The 18,309-nt window shown below is 54.7% G+C and carries 17 protein-coding genes; 3 read left to right on the plus strand and 14 right to left on the minus strand.

The window, feature by feature from the left end; all coding sequences use genetic code 11:
• Nucleotides 1-114: 114 nt before the first annotated feature.
• From copA to OGV38_RS04970, 8 genes are all read right to left on the minus strand, one after another.
• Nucleotides 115-2,616 (minus strand): copper-exporting P-type ATPase CopA, encoded by a 2,502-nt coding sequence (copA, locus tag OGV38_RS04935; RefSeq protein ID WP_016155883.1) that lies wholly within the window; start codon nucleotides 2,614-2,616, stop codon nucleotides 115-117.
• Nucleotides 2,617-2,762: 146 nt separating this feature from the next.
• Nucleotides 2,763-3,533 carry a heme ABC transporter ATP-binding protein gene (locus OGV38_RS04940; protein WP_019076187.1) on the minus strand — a complete coding sequence of 257 codons (771 nt, stop codon included), beginning with the start codon at nucleotides 3,531-3,533 and terminating at the stop codon, nucleotides 2,763-2,765.
• A complete protein-coding gene (locus OGV38_RS04945) occupies nucleotides 3,530-4,522 on the minus strand; it encodes a FecCD family ABC transporter permease (protein ID WP_210590623.1) in 993 nt (330 codons plus the stop codon). Before OGV38_RS04945 ends, OGV38_RS04940 begins: the two co-directional genes overlap by 4 nt.
• A gap of 51 nt (nucleotides 4,523-4,573) precedes the next feature.
• Complete coding sequence (chuY, locus tag OGV38_RS04950; protein WP_049282505.1) at nucleotides 4,574-5,197, minus strand: anaerobilin reductase; 624 nt, start codon at nucleotides 5,195-5,197, stop codon at nucleotides 4,574-4,576.
• A complete protein-coding gene (gene hutX / locus OGV38_RS04955) occupies nucleotides 5,197-5,691 on the minus strand; it encodes a heme utilization cystosolic carrier protein HutX (protein WP_016155886.1) in 495 nt (164 codons plus the stop codon). Before hutX ends, chuY begins: the two co-directional genes overlap by 1 nt.
• Before the next feature lie 3 nt (nucleotides 5,692-5,694).
• A complete protein-coding gene (gene hutW, locus OGV38_RS04960) occupies nucleotides 5,695-7,041 on the minus strand; it encodes a heme anaerobic degradation radical SAM methyltransferase ChuW/HutW (RefSeq protein WP_019076190.1) in 1,347 nt (448 codons plus the stop codon).
• Nucleotides 7,042-7,059: 18 nt separating this feature from the next.
• Complete coding sequence (locus OGV38_RS04965; protein ID WP_016155888.1) at nucleotides 7,060-7,884, minus strand: heme/hemin ABC transporter substrate-binding protein; 825 nt, start codon at nucleotides 7,882-7,884, stop codon at nucleotides 7,060-7,062.
• 2 nt (nucleotides 7,885-7,886) lie between these two features.
• On the minus strand, nucleotides 7,887-10,031 hold the full coding sequence (locus OGV38_RS04970; protein ID WP_016155889.1) for a TonB-dependent receptor plug domain-containing protein: 2,145 nt from the start codon (nucleotides 10,029-10,031) through the stop codon (nucleotides 7,887-7,889).
• A gap of 291 nt (nucleotides 10,032-10,322) precedes the next feature.
• Between OGV38_RS04970 and cueR the strand changes: the two genes are divergently transcribed.
• A complete protein-coding gene (gene cueR / locus OGV38_RS04975; protein ID WP_029139441.1) occupies nucleotides 10,323-10,733 on the plus strand; it encodes a Cu(I)-responsive transcriptional regulator in 411 nt (136 codons plus the stop codon).
• Here the strand turns inward: cueR and OGV38_RS04980 are convergent.
• From OGV38_RS04980 to OGV38_RS04995, 4 genes are read right to left on the minus strand one after another with little or no spacing between them, the layout of a single operon-like run.
• Nucleotides 10,730-11,446: a DUF3142 domain-containing protein gene (locus OGV38_RS04980; protein WP_047416837.1), complete on the minus strand. Its 717-nt coding sequence runs from the start codon at nucleotides 11,444-11,446 to the stop codon at nucleotides 10,730-10,732. The genes cueR and OGV38_RS04980 overlap by 4 nt on opposite strands.
• Nucleotides 11,416-13,560, minus strand: coding sequence for a PA5441 family protein (locus tag OGV38_RS04985; protein ID WP_269518647.1), 2,145 nt, complete (start codon nucleotides 13,558-13,560; stop codon nucleotides 11,416-11,418). Before OGV38_RS04985 ends, OGV38_RS04980 begins: the two co-directional genes overlap by 31 nt.
• 19 nt (nucleotides 13,561-13,579) lie before the next feature.
• Nucleotides 13,580-14,038: an NfeD family protein gene (locus OGV38_RS04990; RefSeq protein ID WP_016152105.1), complete on the minus strand. Its 459-nt coding sequence runs from the start codon at nucleotides 14,036-14,038 to the stop codon at nucleotides 13,580-13,582.
• Nucleotides 14,035-14,952, minus strand: coding sequence for an SPFH domain-containing protein (locus OGV38_RS04995; protein WP_016152106.1), 918 nt, complete (start codon nucleotides 14,950-14,952; stop codon nucleotides 14,035-14,037). Before OGV38_RS04995 ends, OGV38_RS04990 begins: the two co-directional genes overlap by 4 nt.
• 134 nt (nucleotides 14,953-15,086) lie before the next feature.
• On the opposite strand from OGV38_RS04995, the gene fetA reads away from it, so the two are divergent.
• Both fetA and fetB read left to right on the plus strand, forming a co-directional pair.
• The gene (fetA, locus tag OGV38_RS05000; protein WP_019076194.1) at nucleotides 15,087-15,764 is read left to right on the plus strand and encodes an iron efflux ABC transporter ATP-binding subunit FetA; all 678 of its coding nucleotides are present in this window, start codon (nucleotides 15,087-15,089) and stop codon (nucleotides 15,762-15,764) included.
• A complete protein-coding gene (fetB, locus tag OGV38_RS05005) occupies nucleotides 15,751-16,530 on the plus strand; it encodes an iron efflux ABC transporter permease subunit FetB (RefSeq protein WP_016155894.1) in 780 nt (259 codons plus the stop codon). Before fetA ends, fetB begins: the two co-directional genes overlap by 14 nt.
• Before the next feature lie 78 nt (nucleotides 16,531-16,608).
• Here the strand turns inward: fetB and OGV38_RS05010 are convergent, their stop codons facing one another.
• Together OGV38_RS05010 and OGV38_RS05015 are read right to left on the minus strand one after the other, a co-directional pair.
• Nucleotides 16,609-17,463, minus strand: coding sequence for a co-chaperone YbbN (locus OGV38_RS05010; protein ID WP_155574033.1), 855 nt, complete (start codon nucleotides 17,461-17,463; stop codon nucleotides 16,609-16,611).
• Nucleotides 17,464-17,521: 58 nt separating this feature from the next.
• Nucleotides 17,522-18,292 (minus strand): SDR family oxidoreductase, encoded by a 771-nt coding sequence (locus OGV38_RS05015; protein WP_286473005.1) that lies wholly within the window; start codon nucleotides 18,290-18,292, stop codon nucleotides 17,522-17,524.
• Nucleotides 18,293-18,309 lie beyond the last annotated feature (17 nt).

Genomic DNA, 18,309 nt, shown 5'->3' on the forward strand with positions numbered 1-18,309 from the left:
GCGAGCAAAAACCCCAGTCACATAGTTGGCTATGCTCCTGGGGTTTTTATACTTGCCGCCTTGAGGCAACGCGAATGATTTGGGGCTCCGTTCAGAGCGCCATCCGGTAAAGGCTTACTCTTTAGGTTTGAAGCGCAGCAGTCGATTAGCGTTGCTCACCACGGTAATGGAGGAGAGCGCCATCGCCGCCCCGGCAACGACCGGGTTGAGCAGTGTTCCGGTGAACGGCCACAAAATCCCGGCGGCAACGGGGATACCGATGCTGTTATAGATAAACGCGCCGAGCAGGTTCTGCTTCATATTGCGCAGCGTTGCCCGGGAGATAGACAGCGCATCTGCAACGCCCATCAGGCTATGGCGCATCAGCGTAATCGCGGCGGTTTCAATCGCCACATCGCTGCCGCCACCCATGGCAATCCCTACGTCAGCCTGAGCCAGCGCAGGCGCATCGTTGATACCGTCACCGACCATGGCAACCTGACGCCCCTGGCTCTGCAGACGTTTAATTGCCTCGGCTTTACCGTCCGGCAGAACGCCAGCAATCACCTCATCAATACCCGCCTCTTTGGCAATGGCGTTGGCGGTCGTTGGGTTGTCGCCGGTGAGCATCACCAGACGATACCCGGCGCGGTGCAGACGCTGGAGCGCTGCCACGCTGTCGCTACGCAGAGGATCACGTACCGCTAACAGCGCTGCTGCTTTACCGTCAATCGCTAACAGTACCGGGGTTGAGCCTTGGGAAGCCTGAGCGGTGATTTCAGCCTCCATTTCAGTGGTATCTACCTGCTGTTCATTGAGCAGCGCCTGGTTTCCCAGCAGCAGCGAATGACCTTCCGTTTCGCCACTGACGCCTAAACCGCGCAGCGTACGGAAACCGTTGACCTGCGGCAGCGTGACATCACCTGCTTTGTCCAGAATCGCCCTGGCTAACGGGTGGCTGGAACCCTGTTCAAGGGCCGCTGCCAGACGAATTGCCAGCGCTTCGTCGGTATTGCCAAACGTTTTGATGGCGACAACCTGTGGTTTGCCTTCAGTTAGCGTCCCGGTTTTATCAAACACGATGGTATCGAGCGTGCTGGCGCGCTGCAGCGCATCGGCATCACGTACCAGCACCCCAAATTCAGCGGCACGCCCGACGCCGGAAATAATCGACATCGGCGTTGCCAGACCCAGTGCACAAGGGCAGGCAATAATCAGGACGGTGGTGGCGATTACCAGCGTATAGACAATCTGCGGCGCCGGTCCAAAGAAATACCAGATAGCCGCACTGACCAGCGCAATGGCGACCACGACCGGAACGAACACCGACGAGATGCGGTCGGCCAGTTTGCCAATTTCCGGTTTGCTGCTTTGCGCCTGGCGCACCATACGAATAATGCGCGACAGCGTGGTGTGACTGCCAACAGCGCTGGCGCGGAACAGCACGCTACCGTCCTGTACGACCGTACCGGCGTGGACGCTATCGCCTGCACCTTTTTGCTGTGGAATCGGCTCCCCGGTCAGCATGGCCTCATCCAGCCAGGCTTCACCCTGAGTGATTTCGCCATCAACCGGAACGCGGTCACCGGTGGTCAGGCGCAGCAACATTCCAGCCTGCACCTCTGCCAGCGGCACGTTCTTTTCACCTTCGTCAGTGACGACGCGTGCGGTCGGCGGTGTCAGATCGAGCAGTTTTTCCAGTGCTTTAGACGAGCGTTGGCGAGCCCGCGCTTCCAGCATGTGTCCGAGGTTAATCAGACCGATAATCATGGCACTGGCTTCATAATAGAGGTGTCGCGCTTCCATCGGGAACCATTGTGGCCAGAGGTTGACGCTCATGGAATAGAGCCATGCCACCCCCGTACCCAGCGCCACCAGCGTATCCATGGTCGCGGTGCCGTTCATCAGGCTTTTCCACGCATTGCGGTAAAAGTGACCGCCCGCGAAAACCATCACGGCAAGCGTTGCCAGACCAATCATCAGCCACAGGCTGCGGTTGTCGTCGCTCACCATCATGTTGTCGCCAATCATGCCCCATACCATGACCGGGATACCCAGGAGCAGCGCGACGGCTGCCTGCCAGCGAAAACGTTTCATGGTTGCCACGGCGGTTTCTTGCTGACGTTCGCGACGCTTAGCATCATCTTCAATCGCTTCTGCGCCGTAGCCCGCTTTTTCAACCGCCTGTACTAAGTCTGCGGCGGAGGCACTGCCCATTACCAGCGCAGTGCGTTCCGCCAGGTTTACCCGTGCCTGCGTGACGCCCGGTACACTTTGCAATGCATTTTGTACGCGGGTCACACAACTGGCGCAGCTCATGCCGTTTAACAGCAACTGTTGGCTGTCATCATCAGCCGTAGCTGCCGGAAGCTCGGAAGGGACCGCTGCCAGTGCTTCCGACGGGATTGATGACTCCGTCAGCGGTTTAGCCTTTGGGTGGCTTAACTCCGCGCCGTAACCGGCTTGTTTAATGGTTTCAATCAGCGCTTCTGCGCTGGCGCTCCCGGTAACATGCGCTTCTGTCACGGTGACATCCGCTTGCTCAACGTCCGGACGTTGTTCCAGACTTTCTTTAACGCGTTTTACGCAGTGACCACAGGACAGGCCGTCCAGGGTTAGATCGATTGTTTGAGACATAACCAACTCCTTTTTTGCAGGATTAACTGACTGTGATAAAGGTTAAACCTTCCAGCAAGGGGAAGGTCAAGGGCGTTTTTAGAAAAGGTGAAAAAAGGGTGTAAAGGGAGAAAAACGGGAACGCCACGCCAGGGGTTCCCGGTCTGTTATTGATTGAGGACGATAATCGGCGTTCGATGCTCCGGTTCATTTATGACCGTGAGATCGGCACCGTACAGCGCGTTCAGCGACCGTTGCTTCAGGACATCCTGCGGATATCCGTTATCAACTATCCTGCCGCGCTCCATCAATACCACGCGGTCGGCATAGCGCGCCGCGAGGTTGAGATCGTGCAGGACGCAGCAGACGTTAAACTGCCGTTCACGCACCAGACGACGTAGCAGACGAAAAAGGTGCTGCTGGTGGTGAATATCCAGCGCGGAGGTGGGTTCATCAAGAAACAGCCATTTCGGCCCAGGCTCGGGCTCCCAAAGCTGAACCAGCAGGCGCGCCAGCTGTACCCGTTGTTGTTCTCCTCCCGAGAGATGCCGGTAATCGCGTGCGGCCAGCGCCTGGCAATCACACAATGCCATGATGTACTCCGTTTCATCGCCCGTGTTGCGCGTACGATACGGATGTCTGCCCATGCGAATGACCTCCTGAACGCTAAACGGGAAGGCCATATGACTATTCTGGCGCATCACGGCACGGGTTTTTGCCAGCTCGGTGATTGACCACTTGTCCAGCGGCTTGCCAAACATGCTACAACGCCCACTGTGGGGCTGCAGATATCCCGTAAGCTGGCGTAGCAGCGTCGATTTCCCGGCTCCGTTCGGGCCAAGAATCGCGATGATCTCTCCATCAGGTAGCGTCAGGGAAACGTCGTCGGTCAGTCGTCTTCCCTGAATGTGGTAGACCAGATTTTCAGCGACGATCATGACACCCTCCGGCTACGCAGTATTAACCACAGGAAATACGGTCCACCGATCAGGCTGGTTAACAGGCCAACGGGCATTTCGGCTGGCTGAACAAGTGTGCGGGCCAACGTGTCGGCAATCAGGAGTAAACAGGCACCGGCCAGCGTAGAGCAGGGAATCAACCAGCGATGATCGGCACCGGTCGTCATTCTGATCAGATGTGGGATCACCAGGCCAATAAAACCAATTACGCCGCTGACGGAAACCGCAGCGCCAACCAGGAGCGAACTGAGTAACAGTAACTGCTGACGCTTACGTTTGACGTTTACGCCGAGGTAATGCGCCTCTTCATCACCCAACTGCAGTAAATTAAGCGTTCCCGCCATGCAGACGGTTACAACAATGGCTGGAAGAACAAACGTGCTGGCAACCAACAGCGTTGGCCACTGGGCCTGGCCGAGATTTCCCATCATCCACAATGTAAGTTGACGTAGCTGCTGCTCGTCGCCCACATAGCTCAGTACGCCAATAGCCGAACCGCACAGGGCATTGATAGCGATACCGGCTAACAGCAGTTGCATCATTCCACCGTGGTTATGACGCTGGCTTATCAGGAAAATAATCGTGCAGACCACCATGCTGCCTACGACGGCAAAAATCATCTGCTCATACAGCACCAGCACTACGGGGAACGAAAATGGGATAACTATCGCGATGCCGACCATCAGCGCGGAGCCGCTGCTGACGCCAAGCAGGCCAGGATCGGCCATCGGATTGCGAAAAAGTCCCTGCATGATGACCCCTGCCGTCGCCAGCGCAGCACCGACCAAAACGGCCAGCAGCACGCGAGGCAGGCGGATGTTTAACCAGATATCACGATATTCGTCGTTGAACAGAGCGCTGAAGCTAATGTTTAGCGCCCCCTGGCTGGCACCGAAGAGCATCAGAGCAACCAGCAAAAGAGAAAGACCCGTCAGGATGCTGACGGAAGAAAGCGAGTCCTTAAGCACGTAACGCTCCATAACGTCTTTGCGGCGCGGAGTTCCCGCGCCGTGAGGGGTTTACGCGGGTTTCAGTCCCGGCTCAACCAAACTGTAAATCTGGTTATTAAGTGCTGGCGCAGTGGCCAGTTCGTGAATATGCTTCGCAACATCTGCACGCATCACAAAGCCGTGACACTCCTGAGCCTGTATTCGTTGCGCCTGGCCGGTGGCTGCACCGTTCAGCAAACCGCCGGGGCGGAGAATGGCGTAGTCCAGTCGACTGGTTTGTAGCCAGCTTTCAGCCAGCGATTTTTCCCGTACAGCCTGACCAAATGCGGCCTTTGCGCGTGAAGAAAGAAAAGGCCAACTGTCACCGCAGCCGAGTGAGGTCACCAGAATCATGCGCTTGATCTCCGCTTTTTCTGCTTCATCAATGACGGTTCTGTGCGCCAGATAATCTTGGGCGCCGCCCATGGAGGAGATCACCGTGGCATGTTGACCCGCTGCGCGACAGGCACAGGCGGTGATCTGACTATCGCAGGCGTCGCCGATGAAGACCTGTACACCTTTTTCCTGCAACCCAGCAGCGACCTGTGCGTTGCGAACGACGGCAATTACCGGACGTTGTTCCGCCAGTGCGAGTTCAAGCGTTTTCGCACCGACGCCGCTACCACCCGCACCAAAAATGAGCCATGGAGCCATCAGGCATGTTCCTTTAAAGATGAAGACAACGCGTGAAAGGCGCTGACCTGTTCGGCCAGTAACTGTCGATGCTCATCCCGACCGAGGAAAATTTTGAACATCGCGCTACCCGCCTGGTTAAAGAAGAGAATGGACGCGGTGTCCATTCCCATAAATTTGCGTTCAATCAGGGCAATATGCGTACAGTTTTCTGCCTTGATATGACCGGTCATGCCTTTTTTGCCGCGCAGGTTGAAGTAGCCATGACGGTGGAATCCGGAAGGTAATTCACCGGTGAATTCCAGAATGACATCAGCAGTATGGACCAGGGTGGTGACTTTGCCCCATTCGCTGACGGTTTCCCAGACGGTATCAAATTGATCGCCGGAAACCAGCGTCGGGGAGGGGAGGTTTTTCACCACCTCCAGCAGCGTGGTGTTGTACTGGGCAGCGATAGCTTCCAGCGTACCGTCCGGTTCAGTTTTCAAAAAATCCTGTAAAGAAACATGGCTCATAATTCACTCCTGGTATGGTTGTTCTACCGCAATGCGCGGCGCGTTAAGTGCCTGAATAAGTTCATCAAGAGACTGCAAAATATTGCTCGCCCAAAAACGCCCTTCATTGGTCAGGCGCACACAGGTGCTGGCATCTCGCGTCAGTCCTGCGTGATGCCATTGGGTCAGTAGCGGGGTCAGTTTTTGTGCATGAGGCGTCAGTTCATCCAGCGGAACGCGGGCCGTTTCAATGCCCGCCTGGAGAGTGTGTCGCCACTGGAAACCACGCTCGGCGGTACGCATCATCATCATTAGCGGTTTTTTCCCGGCGGCGATAGATTCATGCCATGTTGTCAGATTGCGCTCGACCATCCAGGAATAGCCATTGACTGATCCCCCGGCGCCTGAGCCGAATGCCAGACAGTCCGCTCCCTGTTTAATCAGCAGGTTGTACAGATTGCGTTCACGCGTGGTACGCGCCCAGTGGCTGTTGCTGATGCAGCGCCAGCCAGCGCTGTCCATGAAATCGCAACCCTGAAGATAGAGATCGCGACGTTCGGCGGGAGAGGGAACGGTTGTGCGCCCGGTTTCAACTGCTTTGCCAAGCGGTGTATTGGGGATCAGGTTCAGCGCATAAAGATCTACGCCGTCGAGGCCGATGTCACGGGCAATCGCCAGATCGTCGCCCCACAGTTTTGCATCTTGTCCTGGCAGACCAAACAACAGATCGCATACCACGGCGGCACGATCCCGTTTTACCAGCCCCTGCATAAAGGCAATTGCGGTTGGGCCGTCCGAGGTGCGCGCCATTTTCTTGCGGATCCGGCTGTTAAAAGATTGAATACCGATCGAAAACCGATTGGCACCAGCGTCAAGGCAGGCATCAATTCGCGCATCGTCAAAATTGAGCACTCGTCCCTCAATGGTAATTTCGCAGTCCGGTGCCAGCGGTAACTTTTCACGCAGCGCGGTGATGATTCTGCCCAGATCCCGTGCTGACAGCGCTGAAGGCGTACCGCCGCCAAAATAGACGGCGTGAATTGGGGCTGACTGATGTAATGCGCTATCGGCTTCCATCTCGATTTCGCGCAACAGCGCGTTGGTGTAGCGGGCGCAGTGATCTTCTTCGAACCGGTTTTGATAAAAACCGCAGAAAGTACAATGCGTTGCACAAAAAGGGATATGCAAGTACACCAGCCGTTTACGCGGCGGGGTAGGCTGGCTGATAACATCCTGCCAGGTTTGTGACAATAGCTCTTTGGCAATCGGGATCGCCCCGCGCCATGGCATTGTGGCGCGGCGATCCTTAAAGGGCTGACTTCCCTCAAGCGCAAAATGCGCGGTGAGATCCAGGGAGTGTTCAGTTTTCATTCTTTTTTATAAATCCAGTTAGTGAGGCCAGAATTGCTGGTGCAGGGCTTCAACCGCATCGGCGACGCGAGGCCCCATTCCCAGAATCAGCGCCTGGTCTACCGCCACAATGCGCTGGTTTTTCCAGGCCGCAGTGTGGGTAATACCGGCAATCGCGCTCAGACGAGCCAGATCGCCATCCACCATTTGCGACGTCACCACGATCACCTCCGGGTTGGCGGCGATCAGCGACTCCGCGCTGTAACTTTTATACTGCACGTGGGTGGCGACATTTTGTGCGCCTGCAAGGGTCATAATGGCATCGGCAACGCTGCCCTTGCCGGCGACCTGCGGCGCGCTGCCGCCAGCGGAGAGAATGAACATGGCTTTGACCGGCGCATTTTTCGCCGCCACGCTGTGCTGAACACGATCCAGACGTTGATGCAGGCGATTGACCAGCGCTTCACCTTGTTCAGGAATGCGCAGCGTTTGAGCCAACTCCCGAATGTTGGCGTACATCTGCTCGACGGTGGCCGGTACGCGCGGCAATGTAACGACGTTAACTTTCTGCGCCCGGAGCTGATCCAAAACGATTTGAGGGCCTGCATCCTGCCAGGTGATAAAGCTGTCTGGGTGCAGCGATAAAATGCCCTCGCTGCTTAACTGCTTCCAGTAGCCGATATGCGGGAGTGCGGCAGTTTCAGGTGGGTACGAGGTGGTTTCATCGACGCCAACCACCCGGTTGCCGACGCCCATGGCGTAAATCAGTTCGCTAAGCGAACCGCCCGCCACCACCAGGCGGTCAGCGGACTGGGCGCTGAAAACACAGGCGAGGCTCAGTAAGCCAATCATGAGTTTTTTCATCGTCAGAAATTCCACGCAAAGCCAACAGCGGCATTGAAACCAGCGTCTGGGATAGATTCATGCGCGGTTCTGTAACGCTTGTCGGTCAGGTTGTTGAGCGCGAGGTTGACCTGATACTGGTCCTGCGGACCAAACTCGGTGTTGAATGCGAGGTTAAGCGTGGCCCAGCCTGGATAGTTTATTTCCGTGGTGCCGGTATTATCTTTGGCGCGGGACGCCGCGCGAATAAAGACATCGGACGTCACGTTAGCGGCATTCATCAACCAGGTATGTTTCAGGCCAACGCGCCCGGTCAGCGTGGGTTCGCCGGTATCCCAGGTTTTTATGGTGTTGCCTTCGTATTGACGGCGAATGAGATTACCGCTCAGGTAGGGTGAAACCGCCCAGCCGTTGTATTCTGCAGTTAATTCCATGCCCCAGGTTTTGGCACGATCGATGTTGTCGTAGTAGTAATAGCCGCCGCGGGAAGAGGTGGTGTTGCCGTTGCAAACGGGTTGGCCTGAACAGGCCAGACTGGCGATATAGTCTTTGGCTTCGGAGTAATAAATAGCGCCGTCAATCAGCCACATATTCCCTTTATACCGCGCGCCCAACTCATAGTTATTTGAGTGTTCCGCCTTCAGGTTTGGGTTGCCGTAGGTAACGCTGCCGCCGGCGGATGTCTGCATGAACAACTGAGTAAGCGTGGGGAAGACGTAGCCCTGGGCGTATGCAGCCCGAAGTTCAAGATCTTCAAAGCCGGAATAGCGCAGGCTGGTCGAGGTCACCAGTTCATCATCGTGAACGGAATTTCCCCCGGTGGATTGCCAGGTGGTGCCGCTGCTTTGGATGGTTTGCGTATCGTTGCGATTGAGTTTCGAAGACAGCCAGTACTGGCGTGCGCCCACGGTCCACGTCCAGTCATCGGCAAAGCGCCAGTCGTTTTGCGCGAACAGTGAGGTGTTGCTTTGTTCCGCTTCGTTATATGACAGGGTACGGGTTTGCGTATCGAAGAAGCCGGTAGCCGCGGTCTGGCGTGTACTGCCGTCCGTGTCCTGTTTTATTTTGTCATGCTGATACTGGGTGCCAATCACCAGCGTGTTGTTAGCCGGAAGGGAGATATTGCCCTGCAGCGTTACACCCTGGGTATATTGTTTGTCGTTGGTATTGGTTTGATTGCTTACCGTCAGCGCTTTAATCATCGGGCTGGGGATAATCTGGGTCGTTTTGACCCGGTTTTCAAATTTGCGCTCTATTGTCTGGGTGTATGCGTCAAAATGGATGTTCCTCAGGTAATCCCCGTCGGCCGCGTAGTCGTAGAAAAGACCGATTTTTTCGCGTTCCAGCTTAGGAATTTTGACGCTAAAGTCGTCGAACTGACCTTCGGGATCGTCAAACCAGGTTTGAGTGGAAAGCTTATAACGGTCGAGTGAGAGTCCAATTTTGTGGCGATCGAGGTTGTAGCCAAGCCACACTCCCTGACCGTTATTACGGAAGTTGGTGTCGGGCAATCTTCCGTCAGGTGTATCGCGATCCCCCTGGTCGGAATAGCTGCCATTGATGCGGTAGTCAAAGTTACCGATGCTTCCCCAGGCTGCCGCTGACTCTTCCCATCCTGCCGTTGCGGAGTTATAAACAGCCTTAACGCTACCACCCAGAGGCTTATCGCCGCCTTTTTTGGTTATAAAGTTCACGACGCCGCCAATTGCCTGCGAACCGTAGAGGACAGAATAAGGGCCTTTGACCACTTCAATACGTTCCAGCGCGGATTCGTCAATCAGTAAACCGGCTCCGTAGTTTTGTCCGGCACGTTGGTAGCTGACGACCTGGCCGTCTATCAAAATCAGCACCCGCGAAGAAGCTTCGCCACGGATACGAATTTGTTTCCGACCTGCGAGAGCGTTATCGGTAACTTCGACGCCGGGGATATCTTGTAAATCATCAGCAAGAGAAACGCTGGTGGAGTTTTGTAGCGTCTGGCGATCGATAACCTGAATGGTTGCCGGGCTATCCCAGAGACTACTTTCTGTGCGGTTAGCCGTAACGATCACCGTATCTTCGTCGGACGTTGAACCGTGTGTTGGAGAGGTCGCTGCAAAAGTAGCGCCGGACATGCATAATGTCAGGGCTGAAAGAATAAATGGCCTTTGGTTAATCCGTGGCAACATAAGAGAACCTTTATTGAATGTAAATGATCATCATTATCATTCGCGTTTGTATATAAAATTGTTTCCCTTTGTTCAAGATGAAAGGTGCAGAACCGATACATCTTTTGATTTGAGTCAATTTTGCGTGGTCAATAAATGCTGAAATGTGATCTGAATCGGATATAACAATGTGAATTAAAAGGATTTGTGCATCGCTGTGATGGTGGAAGATGCGCGGGGTTCTTGGGTAAAGGATTACGGCAATGTGGGCTATAATGTGGCTCAGTACCAACAAGATCAGCGGGGGGAAATGTGAATATTAGCGATGTTGCGAAAAAAACCGGTTTAACCAGCAAAGCGATACGCTTTTATGAAGAAAAGGGGTTAGTGACGCCGCCGCTGCGTAGCGAAAATGGCTATCGCACATACAACCAACAGCATCTGAATGAGCTTACGCTGTTACGACAGGCACGACAGGTTGGTTTTAACCTGGAAGAGTGCGGCGAGTTGGTGAACCTGTTTAACGATCCGGCGCGTCACAGCGCAGATGTGAAAAAGCGTACGTTAGAAAAGGTGGCGGACATTGAGCGCCATATCAGCGAGCTGCAGGCTATGCGCTTGCATTTGTTGGCGCTGGCGGAGAGTTGCCCTGGCGATGACAGCGCTGAATGCCCGATTATTGATAATCTCTCCGGCTGCTGCCACCATAAAGCGAAGGCTTAACGGGGTGGCGGATTAAGCATAAACACCACAGTGCCGCGGTACCACGGTGATTTCTCAAGCTGCGCTTCAGCCTGCGGGTCCCGGCTACCGTTTTGTACCAGCCCCAGCTTAAATGGAATGCGCAGACGACTGAGGGCGGGCAGATACGCCTGATAATTCGGTACCGTGTGACGTCCCTGATAGCTCTGGACCACCAGTTCATCGACCGCCAGCGCGTTCAGCGTGGCGACGTCGCCCGTTTTTGCCCAATCCAGTAGTCCGGTTACGCCAAGTGCAAACTCGGTCGGTAGCCGTTGGCGTAACTGCTGCAGAAAGTGGGCGTAATCGGCAAGCTGATGGGTCGCCGCGTCAAAATCAACCTGCAGGCCGATGACGTGATTTCCGGCCGCCTGCCAGCGTTGCATCAAGCGTATGATGCGCGCCGGGATCTCCTCCGGTACGTCGAGTGTGGTAAAGCGCACGGTCAACCAGATAGAGGGGAAAGTCAGGCGATTAACCGGCAGTCCTAGACGCTGGAACACCACGTTACCTGAACGAACCAGGACTTCGCCCTGATGCAGATAGACTGTTTGTGCGTTTTTCAGCTCGTCACTGGCCTTCACTCCGGACCATAGCCAGAAGGCCGGATGTTCACGGGCGGCGACGATTTCCGCCGCCTGTGCCTGGCCGAGTAGCAGCGCAGTTACCAGTAGTATTTGAGTTTTTGCGCCCACGGACTTCCCGGATACTGCGTTTTCAGTTGGGTGAACCAGCCTTTACGCTGTAGTTTATCCACTTCCTCACCGCCGCACTCGTTAGAGCCTGACGGCGCATAGCACATGATGGCGCGATACAGCGCAAAGCTCTTATCTTCAACCTCTGCTTTTGGCGATGTGATCACCTGCTGGTAGTAGCTTTGCCTGTCGAACTGGCCGAACGGTTTCTTGCGCGAGATTGCTGATTCAAGCACATCGTTGCCGGAACTGTTTTTCCATAAATCAACGTGGGTTTGCGTAGTGCGGAAAAATTCGCCTAAGCAGTTCAGGGCGTGGGCATCATGCGCTTGTTTGCTCAGAACTGTTACCGTTTCATTGAGGCTGCGACAGGTATAACCGCTCTCGGCAGAGTCTCCGTTCCAGTCGAAAATACTCAGATTAACGTCATCAAACGCTTCGCCAATGACCGGCGGCGTAATGGCGTTGGCCAGTTTTCTGTCATTCAGCCAGTCGTCAAAGCGATGCTCAGTAAGATCCCGCACCAGCAGCGTATGCAGGGCGATGGTACGCTCTTCGTTATTAGGACCCTGGACGGCTTGCTGTCGCAGTAGTTCAGGCGTGGCCTGGGTTTTCAGCACCTGCGAGCGAAAGCGCAGGTTAGTTACTGCGCTTTCTGGGGCGAAAATTGCCGCCACGTCGCCGCTATAAACCAGCGTCGCGGCTAGCTTAGCCTGCACATACTGCTGCTGTTCATTGTCCTGGCTGAGCTTCAGCAATGTCTGCCAGAAATCACGTGCCGTGGTCCATTTCTGCTGGCCCATCAGCGCTTCGCCGTACAGCACCTGTTCGCTGAAGGCCAGCGTATCGTGGGCCGGAAGTTTCTGCGCTGGGGTAACTGCCGAAATAATCGCCGCGTAGTTGCCCATTGCCAGCCACAGATTCAGCTGCAGATCGCGCCATAGCGGCAGTTTTTGGCTCTGCTCAAACACCGGTTTGCTGGCGTCAAGCTGGGCCTGCGTCAGCGTTGGTTTGTTGTTGTTATTCAGGCGCAACGCGCGCAGCAGTTCGATATAGCTGACAAGCGGCGCATCGGGGAAAGCCTCCACCACGGACTGTTCGTAGAACGCCATGCCGTAGACATTATCGTATTCGATGACGATCTCACGCAGTTGCTGTGCGTCAGCCGATTGCTGAAGCGTCTGCTCATACAACCCCGCCAATTGCGGCCACGCCTGTAAATACCAGTTGATACGACGCAGCATACCGTGCGAGGAAGCGGCGTACAGGCCTTGTGGGTAGTGTTGCAGATAGGCTTGCGCCAGCGTCTGAGCCTGAGAAGCGTCCTCGCGGTTAATTTTTGCGATATCAAAATCGCCGTACTCGCCCACGCTGTTCTGGCTGCTTTTGTTCAACGCCGCACGTATCAGCATGTATTGCGCGGTCTCAGCCAGCCACGGACGATCGCTTTTGGCTAGCTGAGCGAAATCCTGTTCGGCGCTGGCATAATCACCGGCATAAAAACTGGCGGCCGCTGCCAGATAGCTTTTGTAGGACTGAGCTGGAGAATCTGCCGGGAGAGTGGCAAGCGATGACTCAATCTGCTCGCGGGTTGCCCCGGATAACAGTCCTGTGCGCGCCTGGGCCAGGGCCTGACGCTGATTTGCCGTTAACGTTGAGTCGGCCAGCAGTGCGGCAAAAAACGCGCTGACGCTCGCGGTATTGTTCGAAACATGACGGTTCTCAAGCTCAGCGTCGTTGACGTTTATTTCGTCTGCGCTAATGTTCAGTTCGGCTATCTGTCGGGACAGGGGGCTGTCTTCGGCAGATACCTGCGCTGCGGCTGGCTGCGGGGCAATGTCATCCCACTGCGGATGATACGCAAAATAGAAATCGCGGGAGCGGGTGATGTCTGCCGGCATCGACTGCACCGGCAGAGCAAATGATTTCTCCTGGCTCAGCAGCCGCAGCAGGTTATCGCGGCTGTCGTTTTCCGGGTTGAAGGTGGGCGTGCCTTTCAGCAGGCAGCTGTCGTCGCTCCATTTGCAGTCTTCCATATCGAAAGAGGCGAATACCTGCGGGGCGGCGACCAATAATGAGCAAAGGGCAAAGGCAAGGGGTGTCTTCCTGACCATAGTCTTATTTCCTGTCTTTTTAGTGTGATACCGCTGTAATAATCAGGGTAATTCCCTCAACGGCAATAACTTCAACCTGCGTTCCGGCGCTCAAATCGTCGCGGGCGCTGACGGGCCATGAGCTGTCGCCGACGCGCATGTGTCCGCGGCCATTGACCAGGGCGGTTTCCAGAATAAATCGACGGCCAACCAACTGCTGCCCGCGCTGGTTAAGATGGCTGTCGGCGGGTTTCTGATCTTGTACACGCCTTGCCAGCCACTTCCACCACAGCCAGGCCGCCAGCAGGGTGAGTACGGCGAACATCGCCCCCTGCCACGCCCAGTCAAGCGGGATGAGCCACACCACCAGGCCGGTAATCACCGCCGCCACGCCGCTCCACAGCAGATAGCCGTTACCGCCCAGCATCTCGGCGGCGAGTAGCAGACCGCCGAGGCTGAGCCAGAAGATGTGCGGGTGCACCAGAATCATCGCTATCATGATTTTTTCCGTTCGCTGGCGCTGTCTTTCACCAGTTCGGCTATCCCGGCAATGGACCCCATCAGGCTGCTGGCATCCAGCGGCATCATCACCACTTTGCTGTTATTCGACGAACCGATGTGCTGCAGCGCTTCGGTGTATTTCTGCGCCACGAAGTAGTTCACGGCCTGAATATCCCCGGCGGCAATGGCCTCCGAAACCATCTGCGTCGCGCGGGCCTCGGCTTCTGCGGAACGTTCACGCGCTTCAGCCTGTAAAAATGCCGACTGGCGTTCACCTTCCGCTTTGAGGATTTTCGACTGTTTCTCACCTTCGGCCTTGACGATTTCTGCCTGACGGATCCCTTCCGCTTCAAGAATATAGGCGCGCTTGGTACGTTCGGCTTTCATCTGCGCGTTCATGGCGTCGATAAGTTCCGCCGGCGGACGCACATCGCGGATTTCAATACGGGTGATTTTGATGCCCCAGGGATTCGTGGCCTCATCAACGATATGCAGCAGGCGCGTGTTGATGTTGTCGCGCTGGGAGAGCATTTCATCGAGTTCCATCGAGCCGAGAACGGTACGAATGTTGGTCATGGTCAGGTTAATGATCGCCAGTTCCAGGTTGCTGACCTCATAAGCCGCTTTTGGCGCGTCGATCACCTGAATAAAGCAGACGGCATCGATCGCGACGTTGGCGTTGTCTTTGGAGATGACTTCCTGAGAGGGGATATCAAGCACCTGTTCCATCATGTTGATCTTACGACCGATGCGGTCCATGAACGGTACAACAAGGTTTAAACCCGGTTGCAGGGTTTTGGTGTAACGGCCAAAACGCTCGACCGTCCACTGATATCCCTGCGGGACGATTTTGACGCCAGCACCGACGATGACCAGCGCGACAAAAATGAGAATAGGAATAAAAATGAGCATTGATGAAACCTCCTGTTGTGTTGTCCTTTACTGCCTCATTAGTCAAATTATACCCGATTTATCAGGGTGGGCTCCCCTATAATAAATTACAGGGATAGACTGTCTGCACGAAAGAGGTAAAAAAGGGATTGGTAATGGAAGAAAGCAGCATTCTGCTTCAGTTAAAAAATGTCGCATGGCAGGCAGGGGCGACGCAGGTTCTCAATAACATCTGTTTTAATCTCCGGGCCGGAGAATTTAAGCTGATTACCGGCCAGTCTGGTTGCGGTAAAAGTACGTTACTCAAGATAGTGGCGTCATTAATTAGCCCGACTGCCGGTGAAATTCTCTTTGAGGGCAAGGAGATAAACACTCTTAAGCCTGAAACATATCGCCAGCAGGTTTCTTATTGTGCGCAAACGCCCGCGTTGTTTGGTGACACCGTTTACGACAACCTCATTTTCCCCTGGCAAATCCGCGATAAACGTCCGGATCCGGATGTGTTTCTTGCCGATCTGGCCCGTTTTGAGCTACCCGAAACGATCCTCAAAAAAAACATCAATGAGCTGTCTGGCGGCGAAAAGCAACGCGTCTCATTAATTCGTAATTTACAGTTTCTGCCAAAAATCCTGCTGCTTGATGAAATTACCAGCGCGCTGGATGAAGCCAATAAACGGAATGTGAACGAATTAATTCACCACTATGTCCGCGATAAGAATATTGCTGTGCTGTGGGTGACGCACGACAAAGATGAAATTAATCATGCGGATAATGTCATAACCCTTCAACCGCACGCCGGGGAAATGCAGGAAGTAAGCAATGAACGAGCATAATATTACCAATGAATCACTGGCGTTAGCGATGATGCTGGTGGTGGTCGCGATACTGATCAGCAACAAAGAAAAACTGGCGCTGGAAAAAGATATTCTCTGGAGCGTTTGCCGGGCGGTGGTTCAGCTTATTATCGTTGGTTATGTTCTGAAATATATTTTCGGCGTTAACCACAGCATTCTGACCTTATTGATGGTGCTGTTTATCTGTTTCAACGCGGCCTATAACGCGCAAAAGCGCAGTAAATATATTGATAAAGCTTTTCTCTCGTCATTTATCGCCATCACGGCGGGGGCGGGGTTAACGCTGGCGGTGCTGGTTCTGTCAGGCTCTATCGAGTTTACCCCAATGCAGGTGATCCCAATTTCCGGCATGATTGCAGGCAATGCGATGGTTGCGGTAGGGCTGTGTTACAACAATCTGGGGCAGCGGTTTAACAGCGAACAGCAGCAAATTCAGGAAAAACTCAGCCTCGGTGCGACGCCGAAAGTGGCCTCCGCGCCGCTGATTCGCGACAGTATTCGCGCTTCGCTGATCCCGACGATCGATTCAGCGAAGACCGTGGGACTGGTGAGTTTACCGGGGATGATGTCCGGGTTGATCTTTGCAGGTATTGATCCGGTAAAAGCGATTAAGTATCAGATTATGGTGACGTTTATGCTGCTTTCGACCGCCAGTCTGTCAACCATTATCGCCTGCTACCTGACCTATCGGAAGTTCTATAATTCACGTCACCAACTGGTGGTGACGCATTTGAAAAAAAACTAATGGAGTACCGGATGGCGCGGGCCTACGGGGAGATTGTAGGCCCGATTAGCACAAGCGCCATCAGGCAAATGCAGCGGATTAGTACAACAGCGCGTACAGCTGGCGGCGGTATTTCGAGGCCAGCGCATCGCCGGTGCCCAGTGCGGCAAGGATCTCCTGGAAGGTTTTACGCGCCTGACCGTCGGCTGCAGTGAGATCTTTCTTCAGGTGACTGAACAGCAATTCCAGCGATTCCTCGTTACGTCCAACCTGGTGTAACTGAATGGCCAGTTGAGTTGCCAGCGCCGCATCCTGTGGATTGCTGGCGACCTGCTGCTGCAACTGTTGGATTTCAGGCGTATCAGCCGCCTGCTTCAGCAGTTCGATCTGTGCCACCAGGCCCTGATAACGGGTGTCCTGATCCTGCAACGGGATAGTTTTCAGCACCGCTTCGGCTTCGTCTGGACGGTTCAGGGCGATTTGCGTTTCCGCCAGCAGCAGGCCAATTTCGCTGCTCTGATTGGAGATCTGCCAGGCTTCTTTCAGCAGCGGCAGCGCATCAGCGTGATTGCCGGCTTCGATGAACTCGATCGCCTGGCGCGCTTTCAACTCTTCTTCGCTCGGTAACACTTTCTCCAGCAGCGCGCGAATAACTTCTTCCGGCTGCGGGCCCTGGAATCCATCTACCGGCTGACCGTTCTGGAACAGATAAACCGTGGGGATCGCGCGCAGACCAAACTGGGAGGCGATCATCTGCTCGGCGTCGCAGTCTAACTTGGCGAGAATAAACTGACCGTTGTACTGAGCAACAAGGCTCTCCAGTACCGGCGTTAATTGCAGACAATGCTGGCTGCGCTCAGACCAAAAATAGAACAGGACCGGCGTGGTCATCGACTGTTCAAGGGTCTGCTGGAGGTTCGATTCGTTAATGTTAACAATATTCTGTGTGGACATGGAGTTACTCTCTTTTGTCGATTTCTTGTTACATGGGGGCTGACGCGCGTGCTTCAACTCAACCGTGTAAAATTTTGTCCATTATGCGGCCTGGCAACAGGCGCTTCAGTAGCATAACTGCCCAGGTCACCAGCGTAACCGGATAACGCAGCTTTGGTTTGTCGCTCTCAAACGCATGACGCACTTTGGCGACAACCGCTTGTGGCCCCAGCGTAAAACGCGCGGCAATTCCGGGGTTTTCCACGGGAGCATCGCTCTGGGTCTGGTTGACGTTTTCGGTAAAGCGGGTGCGAATAGGGCCAGGCTCAATCAGGCTGACCTTAATCCCGCTGTGGCGCAGCTCCATACGCAGCGCGTCGGACCAGGCTTCCAGCGCATATTTGCTGGCGGCATAGGCCCCGCGCCCCGGCGTTGAGATCAATCCCATTACCGACGAGGTCATCACAATTCGTCCTTCGCCGTGGGGTAGCATGGCAGGTAACAGGCGCATGGTAAGCTGATGTGCGCCAAAGAAGTTGGCGGAAAACTGCTGTTCCATCTGCTCGCGGCTGATGGTGGGCAGTGGGCCATAGACGCCGTATCCGGCGTTGTTAAAGATCCCATACAAACGATTATCGGTCAGGGCGATCACCTCATCAGCCGCGCGATCTATGCTCTCGGGTGAATCCAGATCCAGCAATATGCCGGTGAATCCCATGCTGTTCATACGCGCCACATCGTCAGGTTTGCGACAGCCTGCCAGAATTTGAAAACCCTGGCGCTTTAGCTCAAGCGCGCTTTCCAGACCGATTCCGCTGGAACATCCTGTTATTAAGACCGATTTTTGCATAACTTTACCTGTCAGGA

Source organism: Citrobacter sp. Cb080, from assembly GCF_030334745.1.
Lineage (GTDB): Bacteria > Pseudomonadota > Gammaproteobacteria > Enterobacterales > Enterobacteriaceae > Citrobacter > Citrobacter braakii.